This is a genomic window from Escherichia sp. TW09308 (assembly GCF_000208565.1).
GTDB classification, from domain to species: Bacteria; Pseudomonadota; Gammaproteobacteria; order Enterobacterales; family Enterobacteriaceae; genus Escherichia; species Escherichia marmotae.
On the sequence record NZ_AEME01000001.1, the window covers coordinates 2,697,129 to 2,715,679 of the forward strand.

14 protein-coding genes and 1 tRNA gene are annotated in these 18,551 nt (G+C 47.6%); 10 read left to right on the forward strand and 5 right to left on the reverse strand.

Annotated elements, in window-relative coordinates:
• Positions 1-434 precede the first annotated feature (434 nt).
• A complete protein-coding gene (locus tag ESM_RS0112865; protein WP_000362636.1) occupies positions 435-1,841 on the forward strand; it encodes a winged helix-turn-helix domain-containing protein in 1,407 nt (468 codons plus the stop codon).
• Between the two features lie 39 nt (positions 1,842-1,880).
• Here the strand turns inward: ESM_RS0112865 and ESM_RS0112870 are convergent.
• Positions 1,881-1,954 (reverse strand) — tRNA-Gly (locus tag ESM_RS0112870).
• A 78-nt stretch (positions 1,955-2,032) separates the two neighbouring features.
• Positions 2,033-2,788 carry an amidase activator ActS gene (gene actS / locus ESM_RS0112875; RefSeq protein ID WP_001517011.1) on the reverse strand — a complete coding sequence of 252 codons (756 nt, stop codon included), beginning with the start codon at positions 2,786-2,788 and terminating at the stop codon, positions 2,033-2,035.
• Positions 2,789-3,176: 388 nt separating this feature from the next.
• On the opposite strand from actS, the gene xdhA reads away from it, so the two are divergent.
• The 3 genes from xdhA to xdhC are packed head-to-tail and all read left to right on the forward strand — an operon-like array spanning position 3,177 to position 6,839.
• Positions 3,177-5,474 (forward strand): xanthine dehydrogenase molybdenum-binding subunit XdhA, encoded by a 2,298-nt coding sequence (gene xdhA, locus ESM_RS0112880; protein WP_000388122.1) that lies wholly within the window; start codon positions 3,177-3,179, stop codon positions 5,472-5,474.
• A gap of 10 nt (positions 5,475-5,484) precedes the next feature.
• A complete protein-coding gene (xdhB, locus tag ESM_RS0112885) occupies positions 5,485-6,363 on the forward strand; it encodes a xanthine dehydrogenase FAD-binding subunit XdhB (RefSeq protein WP_000459215.1) in 879 nt (292 codons plus the stop codon).
• Positions 6,360-6,839, forward strand: coding sequence for a xanthine dehydrogenase iron sulfur-binding subunit XdhC (xdhC, locus tag ESM_RS0112890; protein ID WP_001016641.1), 480 nt, complete (start codon positions 6,360-6,362; stop codon positions 6,837-6,839). The genes xdhB and xdhC overlap by 4 nt, the downstream gene beginning before the upstream one ends.
• Before the next feature lie 39 nt (positions 6,840-6,878).
• Here the strand turns inward: xdhC and ESM_RS0112895 are convergent, their stop codons facing one another.
• Positions 6,879-8,657 (reverse strand): sigma-54 interaction domain-containing protein, encoded by a 1,779-nt coding sequence (locus tag ESM_RS0112895; RefSeq protein WP_000424613.1) that lies wholly within the window; start codon positions 8,655-8,657, stop codon positions 6,879-6,881.
• A 478-nt stretch (positions 8,658-9,135) separates the two neighbouring features.
• On the opposite strand from ESM_RS0112895, the gene ygeW reads away from it, so the two are divergent.
• Genes ygeW through arcC form a run of 5 tightly spaced genes read left to right on the forward strand, consistent with a single transcriptional unit; the run spans position 9,136 to position 15,265 of the window.
• Positions 9,136-10,323, forward strand: coding sequence for a knotted carbamoyltransferase YgeW (gene ygeW / locus ESM_RS0112900; RefSeq protein WP_001360948.1), 1,188 nt, complete (start codon positions 9,136-9,138; stop codon positions 10,321-10,323).
• Positions 10,324-10,380: 57 nt separating this feature from the next.
• Entirely contained in the window at positions 10,381-11,577 is a 1,197-nt protein-coding gene (gene dpaL, locus ESM_RS0112905) for a diaminopropionate ammonia-lyase (RefSeq protein WP_000110506.1), read from the forward strand.
• A 58-nt stretch (positions 11,578-11,635) separates the two neighbouring features.
• Positions 11,636-12,847 (forward strand): YgeY family selenium metabolism-linked hydrolase, encoded by a 1,212-nt coding sequence (locus ESM_RS0112910; RefSeq protein ID WP_001107131.1) that lies wholly within the window; start codon positions 11,636-11,638, stop codon positions 12,845-12,847.
• Between the two features lie 52 nt (positions 12,848-12,899).
• Entirely contained in the window at positions 12,900-14,285 is a 1,386-nt protein-coding gene (gene hyuA, locus ESM_RS0112915) for a D-phenylhydantoinase (RefSeq protein ID WP_001264463.1), read from the forward strand.
• Between the two features lie 47 nt (positions 14,286-14,332).
• On the forward strand, positions 14,333-15,265 hold the full coding sequence (gene arcC / locus ESM_RS0112920) for a carbamate kinase (RefSeq protein ID WP_000037989.1): 933 nt from the start codon (positions 14,333-14,335) through the stop codon (positions 15,263-15,265).
• 39 nt (positions 15,266-15,304) lie between these two features.
• On the opposite strand, the gene yqeB is transcribed toward arcC, so the two are convergent.
• Together yqeB and yqeC are read right to left on the reverse strand one after the other, a co-directional pair.
• Complete coding sequence (gene yqeB, locus ESM_RS0112925) at positions 15,305-16,930, reverse strand: selenium-dependent molybdenum cofactor biosynthesis protein YqeB (protein WP_001020352.1); 1,626 nt, start codon at positions 16,928-16,930, stop codon at positions 15,305-15,307.
• A gap of 47 nt (positions 16,931-16,977) precedes the next feature.
• On the reverse strand, positions 16,978-17,748 hold the full coding sequence (yqeC, locus tag ESM_RS0112930) for a selenium cofactor biosynthesis protein YqeC (protein WP_010378585.1): 771 nt from the start codon (positions 17,746-17,748) through the stop codon (positions 16,978-16,980).
• Between the two features lie 105 nt (positions 17,749-17,853).
• On the opposite strand from yqeC, the gene mocA reads away from it, so the two are divergent.
• Complete coding sequence (mocA, locus tag ESM_RS0112935) at positions 17,854-18,426, forward strand: molybdenum cofactor cytidylyltransferase (RefSeq protein WP_001110887.1); 573 nt, start codon at positions 17,854-17,856, stop codon at positions 18,424-18,426.
• Positions 18,427-18,551: the final 125 nt, after the last annotated feature.

The window sequence follows — 18,551 nt, forward strand, 5'->3', positions numbered from 1 at the left end:
TTATAAAAACAGATGATTTAACGGTGCAAAAAGCAAGCGCATATGATTATCTTAAACTATTATATCAAAAACAATAGTTAGCTAATGAATAGAAGTGTTACTCATATTGTTTCTACAAACAGATTGTATCTCGATATATAGATTACCTTTTAGTATTTTATCTTTCTTAAATGAAATTAATGCTCAGTTAAGAAATGAAACACCCACTTTTTATCTATGTATTTCAATTAGTTATACACATACATGATTAACATGCATTACTTAAGAATATTTCAGATTACATTCAAAGCAATTCTGGATAAATTAATGCCAACAGTCATGGGAATTTTGTATATACAAAGTCATATACAGTTTAATGAAATATATATGAGTATCAGTCATATCTATTACTCATGCAGGACGCAAATAGCCATAAAATTCACAGAGGTTAGCTAATGGATTTAGAAATTAAATTTTCATATCATTTCCCTGATGGGATAATACTGACAGAAGATGGTATTCTTACTAAAGGGAATGAGCAATCTTACATTCCCCCCAAAGAGCTAGGTGTATTATTTGTATTGCTTGAATCTGCTGGCAATGTTGTATCAAAAGATATGATCATCGAATCCGTGTGGAAAAATGTAATTGTAAGTGATGAGTCCCTTACACGTTGTATATATTCATTAAGATGTATTTTTGAACAAATTGGTTATACCCGTTGTATAGAAACCATATATAGAAAAGGTTACCGGTTCAGTGGGCAAGTATTCAAAATAAAAGGAAATCAATATAATGAAGCAGGAAGCACTATTGCTTTATTCCCATTTACAACGTCTCACAGCCACCAGGATCCATTAACACTTAATCAAGAGCTTATACAGTTCATTTCAAATAAAAAAAACGATAACCTATATATATACCCAATGGCTGCAACCCAGTATTGTATAGATAATAAATCCCAAACAGCTTTTCTGGCCAGATTCAAACCAGATTATTTTATAACAGGAAGGATTAACCAACATGACACATCAAACAGCTTATATGTTGAGGTGATCGATGCAAAAAGTTTTTATCTTGTTGCCAGCACTCATCTTCAGGCTGATGATATACAAAAAATATCACAATTTATAATAAGTAACCTGTATATGGTCATGAAGGATCCTGAAACTGTACCAGGATTGATTAGCCAAAACGAATCATCTAATGAGCATGTTTTATCCAAAGAAATGTCTGCTGGGAAAAATGCACTAAATGAGTTCACACCAGAAAGCATTGTCAAAGCAATAACTATATTTGAAAACCTGATAAAAAAATACAATACTCAGTTACTAATAAATGAATGCTATTGTCTGTTAGCTGAATGCCATATGTCTCTGGCTCTTCATGGTATATATGAACATAAACATGCTACTCAAAAGGCATTAGAATTTATAGATAAGGTATCAGATAAAGCTATTTTTGATGGTAAGATATTAGGAATTATGGGGTTGATAACTGGTCTTTCTGGACAAGCAACAACATCACGTATTTTTTTTGATCATGCACAAATAAAAATATTAGATGTCGCTTCCCTATACTACTATAAGTCACTGGTAAACATATATAATGAAAGAATTGAGGATGCAATCTCTTGTATAGAACAATCACTGTTACTTGAACCAAAAACACATAAAACTGCGATAATAAAAAAATCCATTGATGCATATGTCTCTACAATGCAGAATAAAAAAAGCGTACTCTCTTATCACGGCACTGAGAAAGAACACCATTTAGCTATTATTAACAACATCCAAAAACTAAGGCAATTGACAAATTATAACAATACTATCGATTTTAATAATCAATATGCGGTAGCTTGATGCGTTATAAAGAAATAGTATATGAGGGCGTAAAAAAACTGGAGCGGGCGAAGGGAATCGAACCCTCGTATAGAGCTTGGGAAGCTCTCGTTCTACCATTGAACTACGCCCGCTTTGAGATGCGTAAGGCATTATAAACCTTACGCTCTTCTTAGCAAGTGTCTTGCTACTGACTGCTGATTAATTCACCATCAACACTTTGGTTTGCTGCCCTGTGGCGGCAAGTAGCGCAAAGGATCAATTGCCGTAGCACGGTAACGAATCTGGAAATGTAACCGCACGGATTCTGCATCAGTACTGCCCATCGTCGCTATCTTTTGCCCAGCCTTAACGCTTTGCCCATTGTTTACCAGCATCGTGTCGTTATGAGCGTAGGCTGTGATGTAATCTTCACTGTGTTTAATCATGATGAGATTACCGTAGCCGCGTAATTGGTTACCGACATACACCACCTTACCGGCACCGGCTGCGTATATTGGCGTCCCGCGCGCTGCAGCAATATCAATCCCTTTATTGCCGCCATCTGCCATTGAGTAAGGCATGATAACTTTTCCACTCGTTGGCCATAACCAGCAACGTTGTCCAACAGGTGGCCATGAAGATTTCGGAACCACTGGCGGCGGCGTTACTGACGCTGTTTTCGTCGTTGATTTGGCGGTATATTTCCGCGAACTGCGGTTGCTTTTTGCCCCACCAAGTTTCAACTTTTGGCCTACTTCGATGGTATAGGGGGGAGAAATGCCGTTGAGCCGGGCAAGTTCTTTTACGCTTGTTCCCGTGGTGCGTGAAATACGATAAAGCGTATCCCCCCGTTTCACGGTGTAAACGGAGCCGGAATACGTTCCTGTGTCTGATGATTTGCTACCCGAACAGCCCGCCAGAAGCAGTCCAGCCGATAACAGCATCACGATACCCAGCATTTTTTTATTCGGGCGTCCTGCGCTCAAAATCTTTCCTCGCTCAAAAAACAAGACGCTATATCATAGCAGTCACCTGTCAGATACCCAATCCATTGCTCGGAAAATGGATGTACAAATCAAGAATTGTTAATGAATCTATTAGGATAGGATAACCACCATTAGTACATCATAACGAAAAAGAAAGCATCCTGACTGCCTCCTAATATTCATTTATCACAATGATTTTTATCACACTCATATTGATACACAGCCCTCTCTTGCTTTGCTGATAAAAACCACATCATCCCTGGCGTTTTATTAACAACATCACACTTCCCCCCTCCCCTCATGCTTATAGTCGTTTCTGGCGTAATTCTTGCCTTCAAAGACTAAATCATTGCCATAAGAACCAAATGTTCAAATCAAGGGGATTTCTATGGAAGCGCGGGAAGCAACCGCTACAGGTGAATCATGTATGCGCGTAGATGCCATTGCTAAGGTTACCGGGCGGGCACGATATACTGACGATTATGTTATGGCGGGCATGTGTTACGCGAAATATGTACGTAGTCCTATCGCACATGGTTATGCCGTAAGTATTAATGATGAACAAGCCAGAAGTCTGCCTGGCGTACTGGCTATTTTTACCTGGGAAGATGTACCGGATATCCCATTCGCCACGGCAGGGCATGCCTGGACACTTGACGAAAATAAACGCGATACCGCCGATCGCGCACTGTTAACTCGCCATGTTCGCCATCATGGTGATGCCGTTGCCATCGTCGTGGCCCGAGATGAACTCACAGCAGAAAAAGCAGCGCAATTAGTCAGTATTGAGTGGCAAGAATTACCCGTTATCACCACACCAGAAGCGGCACTTGCAGAAGACGCCGCTAAAATTCACAGCCGCGGTAATTTGCTTAAGCAAAGCACGATGTCTACGGGCAATGTCCAGCAAACAATCGATGCCGCCGATTACCAGGTGCAGGGACACTATCAGACCCCCGTCATTCAACATTGCCACATGGAAAGTGTGACATCGCTGGCGTGGATGGAGGATGACGCGCGAATTACCATCGTCTCCAGTACGCAGATCCCGCACATTGTTCGCCGCGTTGTCGGTCAGGCGTTGGATATTCCCTGGTCATGCGTGCGGGTAATCAAACCGTTTGTCGGTGGAGGTTTTGGTAATAAACAGGATGTGCTGGAGGAGCCAATGGCGGCATTCCTGACCAGCAAGCTCGGCGGTATTCCGGTGAAAGTTTCCCTTAGTCGTGAAGAGTGTTTCCTGGCGACCCGTACCCGCCACGCTTTTACCATTGACGGGAAAATGGGGGTTAACCACGATGGTACGCTGAAAGGCTATAGTCTGGATGTTCTGTCCAACACGGGTGCTTATGCCTCTCACGGCCATTCCATTGCTTCCGCAGGTGGTAACAAAGTCGCGTATCTTTATCCTCGTTGCGCCTACGCTTACAGCTCAAAGACCTGCTATACCAATCTACCCTCGGCTGGCGCAATGCGTGGTTATGGCGCACCGCAAGTCGTTTTTGCCGTCGAATCAATGCTGGATGACGCCGCTACCGCGTTAGATCTTGACCCGGTAGAAATTCGTTTACGTAATGCCGCCCGTGAAGGCGATGCAAATCCACTCACTGGAAAACGCATTTACAGTGCCGGATTACCTGAGTGTCTGGAAAAAGGGCGGGAAATCTTTGAATGGGAAAAACGACGTGCAGAGTGCCAGAACCTGCAAGGCAATTTGCGCCGCGGCGTTGGCGTTGCCTGTTTTAGCTACACCTCTAACACCTGGCCTGTTGGTGTAGAAATCGCGGGCGCACGCTTGTTGATGAATCAGGATGGAACTATCAACGTGCAAAGCGGCGCTACGGAAATCGGTCAGGGTGCCGACACTGTGTTCTCGCAAATGGTGGCTGAAACCGTGGGTGTTCCGGTCAGCGATGTCCGCGTGATTTCGACACAAGATACCGATATTACGCCATTCGATCCAGGTGCGTTTGCTTCACGCCAGAGCTATGTTGCCGCGCCTGCGTTACGCAGTGCTGCATTGCTATTGAAAGAGAAAATCATCGCTCATGCCGCTGTAATGCTACATCAGTCAGCGATGAATCTGACACTGATAAAAGGCCATATCGCGCTGGTTAAAAGGCCGGAAGAGCCATTGCTGTCGTTAAAAGATCTGGCGATGGATGCTTTTTATCATCCTGAGCGCGGCGGGCAACTTTCTGCTGAAAGCTCGATCAAAACCACCACTAACCCACCGGCATTTGGCTGTACTTTTGTTGATCTGACGGTTGATATTGCGCTGTGTAAAGTGACCATCAATCGCATCCTCAACGTCCATGATTCGGGCCATATTCTTAACCCGCTGCTGGCTGAAGGTCAGGTACACGGCGGAATGGGAATGGGCATTGGCTGGGCGTTATTTGAAGAGATGATTATCGATGCGAAAAGTGGTGTGGTACGTAACCCCAATCTGCTGGATTACAAAATGCCGACCATGCCGGATCTGCCACAACTGGAAAGCGCGTTTGTCGAAATCAATGAACCACAATCCGCATACGGACATAAGTCACTGGGTGAGCCGCCAATAATTCCTGTCGCCGCTGCGATTCGTAACGCGGTGAAAATGGCTACCGGTGTTGCAATCAATACCCTGCCGCTGACGCCAAAACGGTTATACGAAGAGTTCCATCTGGCAGGATTGATTTGAGGATAACATCATGTTTGATTTTGCATCTTACCATCGCGCAACCACCCTTGCCGATGCCATCAACCTGCTGACTCACAATCCGCAGGCCAAACTGCTCGCCGGTGGCACTGACGTGCTGATTCAGCTCCACCATCACAATGACCGTTACCGTCATATTGTTGATATCCACAATCTGGCAGAGCTTCGGGGGATTACGCTGGCGGAAGATGGCGCGCTACGAATCGGTTCCGCGACGACCTTTACCCAGTTAATTGAAAATCTATTAACCCAGCGTCATCTCCCGGCGTTATGTGCTGCGGCTTCGTCAATTGCCGGGCCGCAGATCCGTAACGTCGCGACCTACGGTGGAAATATTTGCAACGGTGCCACCAGCGCAGACTCAGCCACGCCAACACTGATATATGGCGCGAAGTTGGAGATCCACTCCCCGCGCGGTGTTCGCTTCGTCCCGATTAACGGCTTTCATACCGGGCCGGGCAAGGTTTCCCTTGAGCATGATGAAATCCTTGTCGCATTTCATTTCCCACCGCAGCCGAAAGAACATGCAGGTAGCGCGCATTTTAAATATGCCATGCGCGACGCGATGGATATTTCAACCATCGGTTGCGCTGCTCATTGCCGCCTGGACAACGGCAATTTCAGTGAATTACGCCTGGCATTTGGTGTTGCCGCACCAACGCCGATTCGCTGCCAACATGCTGAACAGGCTGCACAAAACGCGCCATTAACTCAGCAAACGCTGGAAGCTATTAGCGAATCAGTCCTACAGGATGTCGCCCCGCGTTCTTCCTGGCGTGCAAGTAAAGAGTTTCGTCTGCATCTCATCCAGACGATGACCAAAAAAGTCATTAGCGAAGCCGTCGCCGCGGCGGGGGGAACATTGCAATGAATCACAGCAAAAGTATTACCATTGAATGTGTCATTAACGGTATGCCTTTTCAGCTTCACGCCGCACCAGGAATGCCACTTTCGGAGATGCTCCGCGAACAAGGACTGCTTAGTGTCAAGCAAGGTTGCTGCGTTGGCGAATGCGGTGCCTGTACAGTACTGGTTGACGGAACGGCAATCGACAGTTGTTTATACCTGGCCGCATGGGCTGAAGGAAAAGAGATCCGCACGCTGGAAGGCGAAGCAAAAGGTGGCAAACTTTCTCATGTTCAACAGGCTTATGCGAAATCCGGCGCAGTGCAGTGTGGCTTTTGTACGCCAGGGTTGATTATGGCCACCACGGCAATGCTGGCGAAACCACGAGAGAAACCATTAACCATTACGGAGATTCGTCGTGGCCTGGCGGGAAATCTCTGTCGCTGCACCGGTTATCAGATGATTGTGAATACAGTACTGGACTGCGAAGAAACGAAGTAAAACGAAATCCGGCCTGAATTCAGGCCGGATTTTCCGTGGTTACACGCTTAACAACTCATATTTTTTAATCTTACGATAGAGGGTAGCAATGCCGATACCCAGTTCATCAGCGACTTGCTTCTTGCTGTTATGACGTGAAAGCGCCTCGCGTATCATCTGTTTTTCCATCTCCTCCAGCGCCGTGCCGCCAGTATCATCAAGTGCCAAATGTGCCTCGCAAGCTTCTGGCATCTCACTTTGCTCCATCGCACCGTTATTTACCAGATTGGGTGGCAAAAGCGTGCTGTCAATGACTTCACCAGAAGGAACAACGTTGACCAGATATTCCATCAGATTGCTTAACTCTCGCAGGTTCCCTGGCCAATAATGCTTACGCAGTAACTCCACAACATCGGGAGCAATACCTGGGTAAACCGATCCCAAACGACGGGTATGTAGATGTAAAAAGTAATGCACCAGCAGTTCAATATCTTCCTGACGTTCACGCAGCGGTGGCAAAGTTAAAGGAATGACATTGAGTCGGTAGAAGAGATCTTCGCGAAATTTACCTTCGGCAATGAACTGGGCTAAATTCTGGTTGGTTGCAGAAATGATGCGGATGTCGACCTGTATTGGACTACTGGCACCAATCGGCAGGATTTCACGCGCCTCAATAGCTCGCAGTAATTTAGCCTGCAACATCAATGGCATATCGCCAATTTCATCAAGAAACAACGTGCCTGTATTCGCCGCCTGAATCAACCCTATTTTGCCGTTGGCTGAAGCGCCAGTAAATGCGCCTTTAACATAACCGAACAGCTCACTCTCCAGAAGCTGCTCCGGAATCGCCGCACAGTTGATAGCAATAAATGGTTTGTTCCGCCGTCCACTCAGCTTATGGATTGCGCGAGCCACCACTTCTTTCCCGGTGCCACTTTCACCAACGACCATAACACTGGATGGGCTAGGCGCAATGCGGCTAATGAGTCGTTTTAATTGCCGCATAACCCGGCATTCGCCAACTAATTGTTCAATATGCGGTTCATCAGAGGCATTCGCCACGGAAAAACTGGTATGAGATTGGTGAAATGCCATTAAAAATAACTGTCGGCCCTGTATGTTATGCAACTGACCAATTATCAATTCACTTTTATCATCCCACGAAACGATATGCTGCATATGGCCATGAGTAAAATTACTCTCAAATGTTAATGGCCTGAAACGAACAGGTTTCCCAACCATATTATTTTGAGCAACACCGAGAGTTTTTAATGCAGTCTGGTTAACAAACTGAACACGATTGTCTTCATCAATAACTAATACTCCCTGATCCATATTATCAATCATGGTAGCGAATATTTTACTTATATTATCTCCTGGCCCCTGATCTTCCAGAAGCTTTGAAACAAAAATAGTCGATATATGGCGAACGTAATCTGAAAATTCGCGTAAATTATCAGTGATATGTTCTTGTTGCTCATGAGTAACAGCAATCAAACTTATTACCCCGACACAGCGTTCCTGTAGAATAACAGGCGTGCCCAGAAATGCCTTTTCACGACAACTCTCTTTACTGTCGCAACCTTCACAAAGGGGATCGAAGCGAGATTGTGTCACAACCTTTTCGGTTTTGGTTTCGAGGACATAGCGGAGCAAGCGCGAGTTGCCACTCAACTGGCGACCAAGAAATTTCCCATATGCGCCAGTTCCAGCGACGCGGCACAAGTTTTCATCAACGATCTCAACCTCAAGCTGCAAAACGCTGGCTAGCATTCTGGCAAAACGCTGAATTGTTGGTTGAATTTGCATCAATACTGACTGCGTAGAAACAAGCTCCATAGCTTTACCTTCCAGAATCACTTAAAAGTCGATCATTGAAGACGTTGATGGTTCACAGGTCATGACGATATTAACTCAGACAAATATAGCTTTGCTAAAAACATAGGATTTTTATCATTTTCTAATGAAATTATGGAAGTGATATCACATTTCTATATCAATATGAGAATTACGGGAGTGCATTTATCAAACTGACGACGATTTACCTGCCTCTTTATCTTATTTCTGATGCTTAGCAGCAAATAAATAACTGCATAAAAAAAGCCAATCGTTTCCGTATATTTTGATGTTCCATAGCACATCAATAATTTGTGATCAAACCCACACATTATTCGTTAAATTAGCATTTCATAACCATGCAGATAATTCTGGCATGTTTATTGTTAGTTCCTGGTATAGCTGTGAAAACACCAATCACATTGGCATGTCACAGTGAAATAAACCACTTTGCCTGTCATTCCACTATCGGGACTTTATGATGAAAACTGTTAATGAGCTGATTAAGGATATCAATTCGCTGACCTCTCACCTTCACGAGAAAGATTTTTTGTTAACGTGGGAACAGACGCCAGATGAACTGAAACAAGTACTGGACGTTGCCGCAGCGTTAAAAGCACTGCGTGCTGAAAACATCTCGACCAAAGTCTTTAATAGTGGATTAGGTATTTCCGTATTCCGCGACAACTCTACCCGCACCCGTTTTTCTTATGCTTCCGCGCTTAATCTGCTCGGCCTGGCGCAGCAAGATCTTGATGAAGGTAAATCACAAATTGCGCACGGCGAAACCGTTCGTGAAACGGCCAATATGATCTCCTTCTGTGCCGATGCTATCGGTATTCGTGACGATATGTATCTGGGGGCAGGCAACGCCTATATGCGTGAAGTGGGAGCCGCGCTTGACGACGGCTACAAACAGGGCGTACTGCCGCAGCGTCCGGCTTTAGTTAACCTGCAATGCGATATCGACCACCCGACTCAGTCTATGGCCGACCTGGCATGGTTACGTGAACACTTTGGTTCACTGGAAAACCTGAAAGGTAAAAAAATCGCCATGACCTGGGCGTATTCCCCAAGCTACGGTAAACCGCTCTCTGTACCGCAAGGCATTATCGGCCTGATGACTCGCTTCGGTATGGATGTCACCCTGGCTCATCCGGAAGGCTATGACCTGATTCCGGATGTCGTTGAAGTGGCTAAAAACAACGCTAAAGCATCCGGCGGTAGCTTCCGTCAGGTCACCAGCATGGAAGAAGCATTCAAAGACGCAGACATCGTTTATCCGAAGTCATGGGCACCTTATAAAGTGATGGAAGAGCGAACTGAACTGCTGCGCGCGAACGATCACGAAGGCTTAAAAGCACTGGAAAAACAGTGCCTGGCACAGAACGCGCAACATAAAGACTGGCATTGCACTGAAGAGATGATGGAACTCACCCGCGACGGTGAAGCCCTGTATATGCACTGTCTGCCAGCCGATATTAGCGGCGTATCCTGCAAAGAAGGTGAAGTCACGGAAGGCGTATTCGAAAAATACCGTATCGCTACCTACAAAGAAGCCAGTTGGAAACCCTATATCATCGCCGCGATGATCCTTTCCCGTAAATATTCCAAACCTGGTGCACTGCTCGAACAACTGCTGAAAGAAGCGCAAGAACGCGTGAAATAACCCCTCGAGCCGATCGGCAGGTCGGCTCTCTATTTCCAGAGGCCAAAAGGATAGGATATGTCCGTTTTCTCATTGAAGGTTGATATCGTCGATAACAAATTTTTCAACGGCGAAACATCACCGCTCTTTTCGCAAAACCAGGCAAAACTGGCGCGCCAGTTTCACCAGAAAATTGCTGGCTATCGCCCAACACCGCTTTGTGCGCTGGACGATCTCGCAACTCTTTTTGGTGTAAAGAAAATTCTCGTTAAGGACGAATCAAAACGCTTCGGTCTGAACGCCTTCAAAATGCTCGGCGGTGCGTACGCTATCGCTCAGTTACTGTGCGAAAAATATCATCTGGATATCGAAACACTGTCATTTGAGCATCTGAAAAATGCCATTGGCGAAAAGATGACCTTCGCCACCACCACCGACGGCAACCACGGGCGCGGTGTTGCCTGGGCTGCTCAACAACTCGGTCAAAACGCGGTGATTTACATGCCGAAAGGTTCTGCTCAGGAGCGTGTAGACGCCATTCTGAACCTCGGCGCCGAGTGCATCGTCACCGACATGAATTATGACGATACCGTCCGCCTGACTATGCAACACGCTCAGCAACACGGCTGGGAAGTCGTACAAGATACCGCCTGGGAAGGCTATACCAAAATCCCAACCTGGATCATGCAGGGCTACGCCACATTAGCGGATGAGGCTGTTGAGCAAATGCGTGAAATGGGCGTTACGCCAACTCACGTCCTGCTGCAGGCTGGCGTCGGCGCAATGGCCGGCGGCGTGCTGGGATATCTGGTGGATGTCTATAGTCCTCAAAATCTGCACAGCATCATTGTTGAACCTGACAAAGCTGACTGTATTTATCGCTCTGGCGTCAAAGGCGACATCGTTAACGTTGGCGGCGATATGGCCACCATCATGGCGGGCCTGGCCTGCGGCGAACCGAATCCGCTGGGTTGGGAAATCTTACGTAACTGTGCCACCCAATTCATCTCCTGCCAGGACAGCGTTGCCGCATTAGGTATGCGCGTGCTGGGTAATCCCTACGGCAACGATCCGCGCATCATCTCCGGTGAATCTGGCGCTGTCGGTTTAGGCGTTCTTGCGGCTGTTCATTATCACCCGCAACGTCAAAGTCTGATGGAAAAACTGGCGCTGAACAAAGATGCCGTGGTGCTGGTTATCAGCACTGAAGGCGACACTGACGTGAAGCACTACCGCGAAGTTGTCTGGGAAGGCAAACACTCTGTAGCACCATAATCACCCTATTGGAAATAGCTCCCCGCCAAACGGGGAGTCAAAAATCTGGAGAAAAATAATGGCTAAGAATATTCCATTCAAACTGATTCTTGAAAAAGCAAAAGATTACCAGGCAGACATGACCCGCTTCCTGCGCGATATGGTTGCGATTCCCAGCGAAAGTTGCGATGAAAAACGCGTAGTGCATCGTATTAAAGAAGAGATGGAAAAAGTAGGTTTCGATAAAGTTGAAATCGACCCGATGGGCAACGTTCTCGGTTATATCGGCCACGGCCCGCGTCTGGTTGCAATGGATGCTCACATCGACACCGTCGGTATTGGCAACATCAAAAACTGGGAATTCGACCCGTACGAAGGTATGGAAACTGATGAACTGATCGGCGGTCGCGGTACTTCTGACCAGGAAGGTGGCATGGCGTCTATGGTTTATGCCGGTAAAATCATCAAAGATCTGGGGCTGGAAGATGAATACACCCTGCTGGTAACGGGGACAGTGCAGGAAGAAGACTGCGACGGTCTGTGCTGGCAGTACATTATTGAACAATCCGGTATTCGTCCGGAATTTGTGGTCAGTACTGAACCGACCGACTGCCAGGTCTACCGTGGTCAGCGCGGTCGTATGGAAATCCGTGTTGATGTTCAGGGTGTTAGCTGCCACGGTTCTGCACCAGAACGCGGAGATAACGCCATTTTCAAAATGGGCCCAATTCTTGGCGAATTACAAGAACTGTCCCAACGTCTGGGCTATGACGAATTTCTCGGTAAAGGTACGCTGACCGTTTCCGAAATCTTCTTTACCTCCCCAAGTCGTTGCGCTGTCGCAGACAGTTGCGCAGTTTCTATTGACCGTCGTCTGACCTGGGGCGAAACATGGGAAGGTGCACTGGATGAAATCCGCGCGCTGCCTGCGGTACAGAAAGCCAACGCAGTCGTTTCTATGTACAACTACGACCGTCCGTCCTGGACTGGTCTGGTTTACCCAACCGAATGCTACTTCCCGACCTGGAAAGTAGAAGAAGATCACTTCACCGTTAAAGCGCTGGTGAATGCCTACGAAGGGCTGTTCGGCAAAGCACCGGTCGTTGATAAGTGGACATTCTCAACTAACGGCGTCTCCATCATGGGCCGTCACGGTATTCCGGTTATCGGCTTTGGCCCCGGTAAAGAACCTGAAGCGCACGCGCCAAACGAAAAAACCTGGAAATCTCACCTGGTAACCTGTGCCGCTATGTATGCGGCAATCCCATTAAGCTGGCTGGCAACCGAATAATTATTCATCACTTATTCCCCTCCGGTTCGCCGGAGGGTTTCTGGAGTTTGCTATGCGTGTATTGATCAAAAACGGCACTGTTGTTAACGCTGATGGGCAAGCAAAGCAGGATTTGCTGATTAAAAGCGGGATTGTTCGCCAGTTAGGTAACGATATTTCGCCGCAGCTCCCTTATGAAGAAATTGATGCCACTGGCTGTTACGTTTTCCCAGGCGGCGTGGATGTCCATACGCATTTTAATATTGATGTCGGCATTGCGCGCAGTTGTGATGATTTTTTTACCGGCACCCGCGCGGCTGCGTGTGGCGGTACAACAACCATTATTGACCATATGGGATTTGGCCCAAACGGCTGCCGGTTACGCCATCAACTGGAAGTTTATCGTGGTTATGCCGCCCATAAAGCGGTCATCGACTACAGCTTTCACGGTGTTATCCAGCATATCAATCACGCTATCCTCGATGAAATTCCGATGATGGTCGAAGAAGGGCTGACTAGTTTTAAACTCTATTTAACCTATCAATACAAACTCAACGATGACGAAGTGTTACAGGCGTTACGCCGTTTGCATGAGTCCGGCGCGCTAACCACCGTACACCCGGAAAATGATGCTGCTATCGCCAGTAAGCGGGCGGAGTTTATCGCTGCCGGGCTAACCGCGCCGCGCTATCACGCATTGAGTCGACCGCTGGAGTGCGAAGCGGAAGCCATCGCCCGAATGATCAACCTGGCAAAACTTGCCGGTAACGTACCGCTCTATATCGTCCACCTGTCTAACGGCTTAGGCCTGGATTATCTGCGCCTTGCCCGCGCGAACCGCCAGCCTGTCTGGGTTGAAACTTGTCCGCAATATCTTCTGCTCGACGAACGTAGTTATGACGCAGAAGACGGCATGAAATTTATTCTTAGCCCACCGCTGCGCAACGTTCGCGAGCAGGACAAGCTGTGGTGCGGCATCAGCGATGGCGCGATTGACGTGGTGGCGACCGATCACTGCACCTTCTCAATGGCCCAGCGCCAGCAGATTTCCAAAGGTGATTTCAGCCGTTGCCCAAATGGCCTTCCCGGTGTGGAGAATCGTATGCAGTTGCTGTTCTCCAGCGGCGTAATGACCGGACGTATCACACCGGAGCGTTTTGTTGAATTAACCAGTGCAATGCCCGCCAGACTGTTTGGCCTGTGGCCACAAAAAGGAACATTAGCGCCCGGTTCAGATGGTGACGTAGTGATTATAGATCCACATCAGAGCCAGCAAATTCAGCATCGCCATCTCCACGACAATGCTGACTACTCGCCCTGGGAGGGCTTTACCTGCCAGGGTGCAATTGTCAGAACCCTATCCCGTGGTGAAACGATTTTCTGTGACGGCACCTTTACAGGCAAAGCCGGACGGGGACGTTTCCTGCGACGCAAACCGTTTGTCCCTCCCGTGTTCTAACCACTGCCAGGGATCTATACACAATCAAGAATGATGAGTGAGGAAAAATGAGTAAGAAAATTGTTCTCGCCCTGGGCGGGAATGCGCTGGGCGATGATCTGGCCGGACAAATGAAAGCGGTAAAAATTACGTCTCAGGCAATTGTTGATTTAATTGCCCAGGGGCATGAAGTTATCGTCACTCATGGTAATGGGCCACAGGTGGGCATGATTAACCAGGCATTCGAAGCCGCCGCAAAAACGGAAGCGCATTCGCCTATGCTGCCGATGTCTGTCTGTGTCGCCTTAAGCCAGGGATATATTGGTTACGATCTGCAAAACGCCTTACGGGAAGAACTGCTTTCTCGTGGCATTAATAAACCCGTTGCAACGCTGGTTACTCAAGTCGAAGTCGACGCTAACGATCCGGCATTCCTCAATCCGACCAAACCGATCGGCTCATTCTTTACCGAGCAGGAAGCAGAACAACTGACAAAACAGGGTTACACCCTGAAAGAAGATGCGGGTCGTGGCTATCGTCGTGTCGTCGCTTCGCCAAAACCAGTTGATATTATTGAAAAAGAGACGGTAAAAGCTCTGGTAGATGCCGGCCAGGTCGTAATCACCGTTGGCGGTGGCGGTATTCCGGTGATTCGTGAAGGTAACCATCTGCGCGGTGCCAGCGCGGTTATCGATAAAGACTGGGCCAGCGCCCGTTTAGCAGAAATGATCGATGCCGATATGCTGATCATTCTTACTGCGGTAGAGAAAGTAGCAATTAATTTTGGTAAAGAGAATGAACAGTGGCTCGACCGCCTGTCATTGGCCGATGCAGAACGCTTTATTGATGAGGGGCATTTTGCTAAAGGTTCGATGCTGCCGAAAGTGGAAGCCGCCGCGTCATTTGCTCGCTCTCGCGCAGGCCGCGAAGCGCTGATTACCGTGTTAAGCAAAGCAAAAGAAGGGATTGAAGGTAAAACCGGAACGGTGATTTGCCAGTAAGTTAAAGGCCGGGGGGCGATGCCATCCGGCCGTTTTCATTTAAGCCACTTCCAGTACTTCTTTCGTCGCTTTAACGCCCTGGTGCATCAACATCATTAACGCCTCAAGTACACCACCACCAATCGCCCGGGCTTTATCAGAAACGCTGGTGAAATCAGCCGTTTCGCCACGAGGGTCGATATCACCGATTTTAAAACCGCCGACGACAGCCAGCCCATCGTTCAGCAAGCCTCTCACCATACCGGCCAACGGCGCTTTAATTTCATGATCGCCAACACAGGCAATAACATCCCCCTCTTCTACCAGATCGCCTAATTTCACATTCGAGCGCATGATACCCGCCGCCGGAGCGCGAATAACCCGCCGGGTGGTATGCCCCATAATATTACCTGGAACACCGGTATTCTCCTGCGCACAACCGGAGTAGATCACCTGTCCCAGCCAGTGCCCACGGTTTGTTTCAATAACCGCATGGCAATCTTTTCCTGCGGTAAAACCAGGCCCGAGCGCAATTGTTACCGGTGCCATGTCCACACGCGTACCCAAATTCTGTTTCGCCAGAATGGCATCTACCACGCACAGCGGTTTCAGTTCATCAAGCAGCGAACAGGAAGGGTCCACCATTACCGGGATATATCCTCGCTCAGTCAGTTTCATCGCCTCCGCAGGGGTCGAAGCCAAATGAGCAGTAACACCTTCAACTGTCATTTCACCGTCGAACACGGCCTGGGCAAACGCTACGGTACAACGAATCACCGTCGGCTTTTCAACTTCCAGCATGATCACTTTAAAACCCGCATGATACAGACGTAACGCCACTCCACTGGCAATGTCTCCCGCGCCACGAATCACCACCAGTTGATGCCCGGAAGGATGCGAAGGTTTCATCATCAACCCGCCCGGCGCGTTATTTTTCACCTGTAATATTTCTGCCAACACGCTGATGGCGATCTCCTGCGGCGTTTCCGCACCAATGTTATAACCAACCGGTGCATGTAAACGGGCAATATGCTCTTCAGCCACGCCTTTCTCACGCAATTGACGCAGGAAAAGCTGAACCTTGCGGCGACTTGCCAGTAACCCCAACCATGCAATGGGCTGTTCAATAAGTTTATCGAGAGCTTCACGATCCTGATTATTCGTGGCAATGAGAACAAAATTATCAGGTCGAATTTCCAGCGCCTCTACCGCTGCACCAAACGAATCGGCATGTAGAAGCGTGGTTGCTGGCGGGAAAAGTTCAGGATTGAGGCTTTCGCGATAAATATCGGCAACAGCAATATCAAACCCTAATAGCGCAGCACTCTGGGCAATCGCCCGGTTAACATGCCCCGCGCCGATCAACACCAGACGTGGCCGCATACCATGCACGCTGATAAACACTGACATTGCGCCTCCACAGTCTGACCCGACGGCATCCGCGCCGTTACGGGCCATTCGTCCATGAAATAATCGCGGCTTACGTTCCTGCAATGCCTGTAGCGACTCTTCAATCACCTTACGCTCAACCATTCCTCCACCAATCGTACCAACGATGGAACCATCGGCACGCACTAACATTTGTGCAGAATGGCGGGGAGTAGAGCCTCGGCTATCCACAATTTGCGCCATAGCAAACGGACAATTTTGATCTTCGAGTTTTGCAGCCTCTGTGAAAATATTCATACCAACCTCAATCGATATCCTTTCAGTAACCCGGAATACCCAGGTCGCTAATTCACAAATCTGCGCGCGATTGCAGGATACTCTTGTATATCGCCCAGCCAGATTGCCTCTACGTCGTGGTGTTGCAGTGGTTTGAGTAGTTCGCTTTGCGCAATCGCATTCTCACATTGAGAAAAACGGTTAATAAACCAGACCCGCCGACACCCTGATGGCACGTTTTTAAACGCACCTTGCGGATGGCGAACCAGGGCAACAAGATCGCTAAGTTGCAAGGTCGCCCCCGGCGTCAGGCCAGTAATGTCGGCAAACTGCGGCCAGCGATGGACATTTTCCGCGCCAACTTTTGCGCCTAAAACATGCCCCCCCATCACAGCAATCACGCAACAACTGCTTCGTGGTATGCAAGGTTCGTGCTCATCCGGCGCTTTTAACGGCATTCCACGCGAGCCATCAGCCTCAATGAGAATTACGTCACATTCCGACCGTTGCGCCAGTGCATCAATGGCATCTGGCGAAAATCCCTGTGCTTTCCCCTGTATCGCTTTCCAACGATGAAAACAAAATAAAATGGGGGATGTGAGAGACGCATGAGGAAGTGTTGCAGGATCACGGCAAAAAACTACAGGCCAATGAGAAACTGGCATAAACATATGCGTAGTCGTAGTAATTAACACACGTCTGCCACTAGCCCGGAGTACCTCTGCCAGCCAAAAAAGCAGACTGGTTTTCCCCCCTGCGCCAACAACTGAAATCACAGCAGGACGTTTCTGCACGTCTAAGTCAATGAATAACGCTGATGGGTCAATTATACTTTTCACAAATCTTTATAGTCCTCTCAGGGATAAATTAACCCCACAAATTCATTAACCAGGAAGTAACGTAATCCCCAGACGTTATTACCCAATATAAATAATGGAACGACTATGCCAGCTATCGACTGTATAATTACCGCTGCCGGATTATCATCAAGAATGGGACAATGGAAAATGATGTTACCCTGGCAGCAAGGAACAATTCTTGATGCAAGTATCAAAAATGCGTTGCAGTTTTGTAGCCGAATTATTTTAGTCACAGGTTTTCGCGCCAATGAACTGCATCATCGCTACGCACATACTGCCAATATTACTCTTATTTATAATCCAGATTATGAGCAGGGTTTACTGACCTCGGTGAAGGCAGCGGCCCACGAAGTGCAAACAGAGCATTGCTTTATTACCCATGGTGACATGCCAACTCTAAATAGAGATATTTTCCTAAAAATCTGGCAGTTACGTAACAGCGGTGCAATACTCCCGCTACACAATGGTATCCCTGGCCATCCCATTTTAATCTCAAAATCGAGCCTGATGCAGGCAATACAACGCCCCAATGTAATCAATATGCGTCAGGCATTACGCATGGGTGAACATTATTCCGTCGAGATGGAAAATGAAGAAATAATTTTAGATATTGATACTCCGGATGACTTTATTAATGCGCAAAAATGGCATACTTAATTTTAGAAAATCAAGCTAAACGATTGCGTTCAAATATTTAACCCACCATCCACTCCTTTATCATAATGATAAGGAACCACTGTTTTTGAGAAATGAGAAAAGATGATAAAAGCCATAAGAATAAT

Coding starts and splice junctions, on each gene's coding strand:
- ESM_RS0112865 (WP_000362636.1), top strand. CDS start 435: ATGGATTTAGAAATTAAATTTTCATATCATTTCCCTGATGGGATAATA.
- xdhA (WP_000388122.1), top strand. CDS start 3,177: ATGGAAGCGCGGGAAGCAACCGCTACAGGTGAATCATGTATGCGCGTA.
- xdhB (WP_000459215.1), top strand. CDS start 5,485: ATGTTTGATTTTGCATCTTACCATCGCGCAACCACCCTTGCCGATGCC.
- xdhC (WP_001016641.1), top strand. CDS start 6,360: ATGAATCACAGCAAAAGTATTACCATTGAATGTGTCATTAACGGTATG.
- ESM_RS0112895 (WP_000424613.1), bottom strand. CDS start 8,657: ATGGAGCTTGTTTCTACGCAGTCAGTATTGATGCAAATTCAACCAACA.
- ygeW (WP_001360948.1), top strand. CDS start 9,136: ATGAAAACTGTTAATGAGCTGATTAAGGATATCAATTCGCTGACCTCT.
- dpaL (WP_000110506.1), top strand. CDS start 10,381: ATGTCCGTTTTCTCATTGAAGGTTGATATCGTCGATAACAAATTTTTC.
- ESM_RS0112910 (WP_001107131.1), top strand. CDS start 11,636: ATGGCTAAGAATATTCCATTCAAACTGATTCTTGAAAAAGCAAAAGAT.
- hyuA (WP_001264463.1), top strand. CDS start 12,900: ATGCGTGTATTGATCAAAAACGGCACTGTTGTTAACGCTGATGGGCAA.
- arcC (WP_000037989.1), top strand. CDS start 14,333: ATGAGTAAGAAAATTGTTCTCGCCCTGGGCGGGAATGCGCTGGGCGAT.
- yqeB (WP_001020352.1), bottom strand. CDS start 16,930: ATGAATATTTTCACAGAGGCTGCAAAACTCGAAGATCAAAATTGTCCG.
- mocA (WP_001110887.1), top strand. CDS start 17,854: ATGCCAGCTATCGACTGTATAATTACCGCTGCCGGATTATCATCAAGA.